We start from the raw sequence: 6,522 nt of genomic DNA, 5'->3' as shown, positions 1-6,522 counted from the left end.
GCACCGAAGTGCGGGCCACGGGCCTGAAGGAGCTGACGGGTCAGCTCTTTCAGGGGATCAGCGGGAGATCAGTTCTCCTCGGACTCCTCGGTGCCAGCCTCGGCATCCGACTCGTTGTCCTCGGACTCGCCGCCCTCGACTACGGGGGCCAGGGACAGCTTGCCGCGGTCGTCGATCTTGGTGATCTCGACCTGGATCTTCTGGCCGACCTCGACGACGTCCTCGACGTCCTCGACGCGCTTGCCCTCGTTGATCTTGCGCAGCTCGGAGATGTGCAGCAGACCGTCCTTGCCCGGGGTGAGGGACACGAACGCACCGAAGGTCGTCAGCTTCACCACGGTGCCCAGGTAGCGCTCACCGACCTCGGGGACCTGCGGGTTGGCGATGGCGTTGACCGCGGAACGGGCGGCCTCGGCCGCCGATCCCTCGGTGGCGCCGATCAGCACGGTGCCGTCGTCCTCGATGGAGATGTCCGCACCCGTGTCGTCCTGGATCTGATTGATCATGGCGCCCTTGGGGCCGATGACCGCACCGATCTTGTCCACGGGGATCTTGACCGCGATGATGCGCGGTGCGTACTGGCTCATCTCGTCCGGGGCGTCGATCGCGGCGTTCAGGACACCCAGGATGTGCAGGCGGGCCTCACGGGCCTGGGTCAGCGCGGCGGCCAGCACGGAGGCCGGGATGCCGTCGAGCTTGGTGTCCAGCTGAATCGCGGTGACGAACTCGGAGGTGCCAGCCACCTTGAAGTCCATGTCGCCGAAGGCGTCCTCGGCGCCGAGGATGTCCGTCAGGGCGGCGTAGCGGGTCTGACCGTCCACGGTGTCCGAGACCAGGCCCATGGCGATGCCGGCCACGGCGGCCTTCAGGGGCACACCGGCGTTCAACATCGACAGGGTGGAGGCGCAGACGGAGCCCATGGAGGTGGAGCCGTTGGAGCCCAGGGCCTCGGAGACCTGACGGATCGCGTAGGGGAACTCCTCGCGGGACGGCAGCACCGGGACCATGGCGCGCTCGGCGAGGGCACCGTGGCCGATCTCGCGGCGCTTCGGCGAGCCCACGCGGCCGGTCTCGCCGACGGAGTACGGCGGGAAGTTGTAGTGGTGCAGGTAGCGCTTGCGCGTCTCCGGGGCCAGCGAGTCGATCTGCTGTTCCATCTTCAGCATGTTCAGCGTGGTGACACCCATGATCTGGGTCTCGCCGCGCTCGAAGATGGCCGAACCGTGCACGCGCGGCAGGACCTCCACCTCGGCGGTCAGCTTGCGGATGTCCGTGAGGCCACGGCCGTCGATGCGGACCTGGTTGGTCAGGATCTGCTGGCGCACGGCCTTCTTGGTCACCGCACCGTAGGCCTTGGCGATCTCACCGCGGCGCTGCTCGAACTGGGTGCCCTCCCCGGCCAGGGCCTCGACGACCTCGGCGCGGTAGGCGTCATCGGTGTTCTGGCGCTCCAGCTTGTCGGCGATCGAGTAGATCTCCTGCAGGCGGGCACCGGCGAACTGCTCCACGGCCTCGTAGGCGTCGTCCTCGTAGTCCTTGAAGACGGGAATCTCGACGGGGGCCTTGGCGGCGCGCTGGGCCAGGTCGGCCTGGGCGTCACAGAGGGCCTTGATGAAGGGCTTGGCGGCCTCGAGGCCTTCGGCCACGACCTCCTCCGTCGGAGCGGTGGCACCCTGTTCCTTGATCAGGTTCCAGGAGTCCGGGGTGGCCTCGGCCTCGACCATCATCACGGCGATGTCGTCACCGGCCACACGGCCGGCGACGGCCATGTTGAACACGGCGTCCTTGAGCTGGGAGTGCTTCGGGAAGGCGACCCACTGGCGGTGGCCGGTGCCGTCGTCGATCAGGGCCACGCGCACGCCGCCGATCGGGCCGGAGAACGGCAGGCCGGAAAGCTGCGTGGACATCGAGGCGGCGTTGATGGCCACCGTGTCGTAGACCTCGTCCGGGGCGATCGAGGTGACGGTCACGACGACCTGGACCTCGTTGCGGATGCCCTTGGTGAAGGCGGGGCGCAGCGGGCGGTCGATCAGACGGCAGGTGAGGACGGCGTCCGTGGACGGGCGGCCCTCACGGCGGAAGAACGAGCCGGGGATGCGGCCGGCGGCGTACATGCGCTCCTCGACGTCCACGGTCAGCGGGAAGAAGTCGAAGCCCTCACGCGGGGATTTGCCGACGGTCGTGGCCGACAGCATCGAGGTCTCCTCGTCGATGTAGACCATGGCCGCGCCGGCGGCCTGCTGGGCCAGACGGCCGGTTTCGAAGCGCACGACGCGCTGGCCGTAGGTGCCGTTGTCGATGACGGCTTCGGCGAACTTGATTTCGGGACCCTCCATGGGTGGGTGTCCTTTCTTCGCGGCCCGTCGCGTCACCACCCGGTCTTCGATCGAAGCCTCCGGACGCTCGGACACGATGGTCGTGAGGTTCCGGAAGCCACTGTCGAGGACCGCGAATGGATGGACGTGACGGGCTTGATGGGTGTGCTGACTGGTGTGCAGCGGGGACGGTCACATCGGGTGACCCTCCCGGACCAGACTAAAGGCGGCGGCCCGAAGGGGGAAACCCCACACGCGGGACGCCGCCTGAAGTCAGGATGTCACTTACGCAGGCCGAGGCGCCCGATCAGCGAGCGGTAGCGCTCGATGTCAGTGCGCTCAAGGTACCCGAGCATACGACGACGGCGACCGACCAGGGCCATCAGGCCACGGCGGGTGTGGTGGTCGTGCTTGTGGGACTTCAGGTGTTCCGTCAGGTCCAGGATGCGACGGGACAGCACAGCAACCTGCACTTCCGGGGAACCGGTGTCGCCCTCGTGGGTGGCGTATTCCTTCATGATGTCCTGCTTGACGGCGGGGTCGAGTGCCACGCGAACTCCTTATGAGTTGTGCCGCGATCAAAAACGGTGGATCCCGCCACCGCGGACTGCAGCGGGCACCAACAACCCAGTCTAGCAGTCCGGGTGCCGTCAGCCGCGCCGCGTGCGCAGAGCGAACGTCAGGTACGGCAGCTCGATCTCCTCGGTCGGACCGAACCCCAGGTGTTCGTGCAGGTACCACTCGAGATTGGCCGTCATCCTCGCGCGGATGTGCTCGTCCGAGCGGAGCCAGTACGAACGGGACGCCATCAGCGCGTGGAGGCCGGCCGGCGTCGTGCGGTCCGTCCAGTGCACCTCGTGGTGCTCCTCCGCGCCGAAGGGTGCGCGCGTGCGCCGCTGGGGCCGGCCGGAGCCGGCGGCATGGACATCACCGGCATGCATGATGCGGGTGAGCCGGTGGACCCAGGGCACAGAGGTGTCCAATTGGTTCCACACCAGGGCCAGCGTCCCGCCGGGGCGCAGCAGCCGGGCGGCCTCCGCCGAGCCGGCCTCCGGGTCGATCCAGTGCCACGCCTGCGCGCTTGTGACCAGGTCGAAGCCACCGGACTCCAGTCCCGTGTGCTCCGCGGCGGCCTGCACGACGGCGGCGGAGGGCACCGCGCGCCGCAGCGGTTCCAGCATGGAGGCGGAGGGGTCCACGGCGGTGACGGCGAGGTCCCGGTCCGCCAGCAGCCGGGTGAAGAGTCCGGTGCCGGCGCCGAGGTCCACCGCGGTGCGGGCGCCGACCGGCACCATGAAGTCGATGGTCGGCGCCGGGTAGGAGGGCCGCACCGCGTGGTAGTGCTCTCCCCCGGTGGCGAAGGCGGACCCGAGGATCTGGCGGGAGGCCCTGTCGAGGCGGGGATCCCCACCAGGGCGATTCGGGACGGGACGTGTCACCGGACGGTCATGGACGGGGGTCCGCCGGAACCGCGGCGAGGACCTCGCGCGTGCGGTCGACGTCCTGAGTCATCTGCTCGACGAGCTTGGGGATGCCCTCGAAGGCGACCATGCCGCGCAGCCGGTCCACGAACTCGACCGTGACGAATTGACCGTACAGGTCGAAGTCCTCGACCTGTTCCTGCGGCCGGTCGATGACATGGGCCTCCACCACCCGGGACACTCCCTCGAAGGTCGGATTCGAGCCGATGGAGATGGCCACGGGCCAGCGCCGACGGGCCTCGTCGACGAGCCAGCCGGCGTAGACGCCGTCGGCGGGGATCATGCCCTGGACCTCGTCCGAGAGGTTGGCGGTGGGGAAGCCCAGCTCGCGGCCCCGGGCGAAGCCGTGGACGACCTCGCCGTGTACGCGGTGGTGGCGGCCCAGCACTCCGGCCGCCTCGCGGACGTTGCCCTCCCGCAGTGATTCGCGGATCCAGGTGGAGGAGCAACGGCGGTCCTCGCCGAAGTCGGCCACGTCGATGACGTCGAAGCCGTAGCTGCGGCCGAGTTCCACCATGGTGGCGAAGTCACCGGAGTTCCGGTAGCCGAAGCGCACGTCCCGGCCCACCACCACCGCCGTGGCGTTGACGGCGTCCACGATCACGTTGCGGACGAATTCCTCGGGACTCTGCTGGGCGAACTCGAGGGTGTAGTGGATGACCAGCATCGCGTCGATCCCGGCCTGCTCGATCAGCCGGGCCTTCTCCTCGTAGCCGGTGATGGCCTCCTGGAGGTCATTGGGCCGGTGCACCACGCGGGGGTGCGGATCGAAGGTGATGGCCACGGAGGTCGCCCCGGAGCCGCGCGCTGCGGAGACGACCTGGTCGAGGACCTGGAGGTGGCCGCGGTGCACGCCGTCGAAGTTCCCGATGGTGACCACGGAGGGTGCGGGATTCTCCGGCACGGCGGCTAGGCCGTCCCAATAGTGCATGCAGTCCCTCCGCTCCGGCTCATCACTCGATTATCCACCCCCTCAGGGGCGGCTTTCCACTCCGACGCGGGGGCGGTGAGCCAGCAGCCAGGCCAGGCCCAGGATCGGCAGGATCAGGGGGATGTACCCGTACCCGGCGCCGAAGCGGCTCCACACCGTGTCGTCGGCGAACAGCTGGGGGTCCAGGACCGTCCACAGCCCGACGCCGACCACGCCCACCAGTTCGATGCCCACCGCGACGACCGAGACGTACCAGGCCGTCCGGCCGGAACGGGCCAGGGACAGCGTGGCCACGATGTAGACGGCGGCGGCGAAGGCGGACAGCAGGTAGGCCAGCGGCGCCTGCTCGAAGTGCGTGGCGATCTGGAAGATCGAACGCGCGAAGGAGGACAGCGCGAACACGGCGTAGACCATCACCAGGATACGGCCGAGCCCCTGGTTCCGCTGGGGCTTGTTTCCCTCGTTGTTCTCGGCCTCAGCCAAACCAGATCACCTGCAGTCTGTATAACATCACGAAAATCGTCGGCCCTACGGCGGCCATCACCAGGTTGGACCAGCGGGTCTTGTCCGTGACGGCCCACACCACGGCGACCAGGGAGACCACCAGGGCCGTCAGGACATAGCCCCAGAACTCCCAGAGCTCCCCCTGGAGGGGCTCGCCCCCGGCCTGGCGGAAGATCGCTCCCACGCCGTAGACGACCAGGAAGAGCTCCACCGCGGCCACGGAGAGGATGGAGAGGTCATCCGGGAAGGTGCGGAGGAAGGTCATCACCACGCAGATCAGCAGCGAGACGGCACACAGCGCGGTGCCGGCCCAGAACCAGCCGTCGGCCGCCACCTCGGTCACGTCCGCCCGCCGTCCTGGGCGGGTGCCTGGGCCGGTGCTGTGGCGGGCGCGAAGACGATCTCGGGCTTGGCGGCGAGCGATTCCGGACGGCCCTGACGCTCCTGATCGGAGATCAGGGCGACGACGGTGCCGTCCGGCGCCTGGGCGGCGACCGTCCCCTCGCTGCCGGTGGCCTCGATCCGCCGTCCGAAGGACAGCTCGGAGGCCTCCTCACCGGTCAGCCGGCGCACGGGGAACAGCCCGGCAGCGGCCTCGGAGAGTTCGGTGGAGGTGAAGCGCTCCGCCAGCTCCTCGAGGGTCACCGCGTCGGCCACGGAGAAGGGCCCGACGGCGGTGCGCCGCAAGGCGGTCAGGTGGCCGCCGGTCTCGAGGGTCTCCCCCAGGTCCCGGGCCAGGGCACGGATGTAGGTCCCGGAGGTGCAGTCCACCTCGACGTCCAGGTCCACGGTGGTGCCGTCCTCGGCGCGCCGGTACCCGGTGACCTCGAAGCGGCGTACCGTGACGGGTCGGGCCTCGAGGCGCACATCCTCCCCGGCCCGCACCCGGTGGTAGGCGCGCTGCCCGTCCACCTTGATGGCGGACACGGCCGAGGGGACCTGCTGGATCTCCCCCGTGAGACCGGCCACGGCGGCGTCAACCCGTTCCGGGGTGACCGCGTTCGCGAGCCGGGTCTGGAGCACATCGCCCTCGGCGTCGTCCGTGACGGTGGAGACCCCGAGGCGGATGGTCGCCAGGTACGTCTTGTCCGTCCCGGTGATCGCCGTCAGCAGGCGGGTGGCCTTGTTGAAGCCCACCACCAGCAGCCCGGTGGCCATCGGATCCAGCGTCCCGGCATGACCGACCTTGCGGGTGCCGGCCAGCCGGCGGACCTTCCCGACCACGTCATGGGAGGTCCAGCCGGCCGGCTTGTCCACGAGTACCAGGCCGGAGGCCTGGGTGCCCGGGGCG

At 69.4% G+C, this 6,522-nt stretch carries 7 protein-coding genes; all 7 read right to left on the bottom strand.

What is annotated here, in order from left to right:
• Positions 1-68: 68 nt before the first annotated feature.
• Positions 69-2,336 (bottom strand): polyribonucleotide nucleotidyltransferase, encoded by a 2,268-nt coding sequence (locus tag RUH65_RS15020; protein WP_313818426.1) that lies wholly within the window; start codon positions 2,334-2,336, stop codon positions 69-71.
• A gap of 260 nt (positions 2,337-2,596) precedes the next feature.
• Complete coding sequence (rpsO, locus tag RUH65_RS15015; RefSeq protein ID WP_115930821.1) at positions 2,597-2,866, bottom strand: 30S ribosomal protein S15; 270 nt, start codon at positions 2,864-2,866, stop codon at positions 2,597-2,599.
• 99 nt (positions 2,867-2,965) lie between these two features.
• Positions 2,966-3,754: a class I SAM-dependent methyltransferase gene (locus RUH65_RS15010; protein WP_313818424.1), complete on the bottom strand. Its 789-nt coding sequence runs from the start codon at positions 3,752-3,754 to the stop codon at positions 2,966-2,968.
• Between the two features lie 7 nt (positions 3,755-3,761).
• Positions 3,762-4,727 carry a bifunctional riboflavin kinase/FAD synthetase gene (locus tag RUH65_RS15005; RefSeq protein WP_313818423.1) on the bottom strand — a complete coding sequence of 322 codons (966 nt, stop codon included), beginning with the start codon at positions 4,725-4,727 and terminating at the stop codon, positions 3,762-3,764.
• A 42-nt stretch (positions 4,728-4,769) separates the two neighbouring features.
• On the bottom strand, positions 4,770-5,141 hold the full coding sequence (locus tag RUH65_RS15000; protein WP_313818430.1) for a hypothetical protein: 372 nt from the start codon (positions 5,139-5,141) through the stop codon (positions 4,770-4,772).
• Between the two features lie 61 nt (positions 5,142-5,202).
• Positions 5,203-5,565, bottom strand: a complete 363-nt coding sequence (locus RUH65_RS14995) for a hypothetical protein (protein WP_313818429.1) — start codon at positions 5,563-5,565, stop codon at positions 5,203-5,205.
• A 5-nt stretch (positions 5,566-5,570) separates the two neighbouring features.
• Complete coding sequence (truB, locus tag RUH65_RS14990) at positions 5,571-6,488, bottom strand: tRNA pseudouridine(55) synthase TruB (protein WP_313818427.1); 918 nt, start codon at positions 6,486-6,488, stop codon at positions 5,571-5,573.
• Positions 6,489-6,522: the final 34 nt, after the last annotated feature.

It is taken from the genome of Citricoccus sp. (assembly GCF_032154715.1).
Taxonomy (GTDB): Bacteria; Actinomycetota; Actinomycetes; order Actinomycetales; family Micrococcaceae; genus Citricoccus.
The sequence above is the reverse complement of the archived record's forward strand: the minus strand, read 5'-3'. Positions and strand labels throughout refer to the sequence as shown.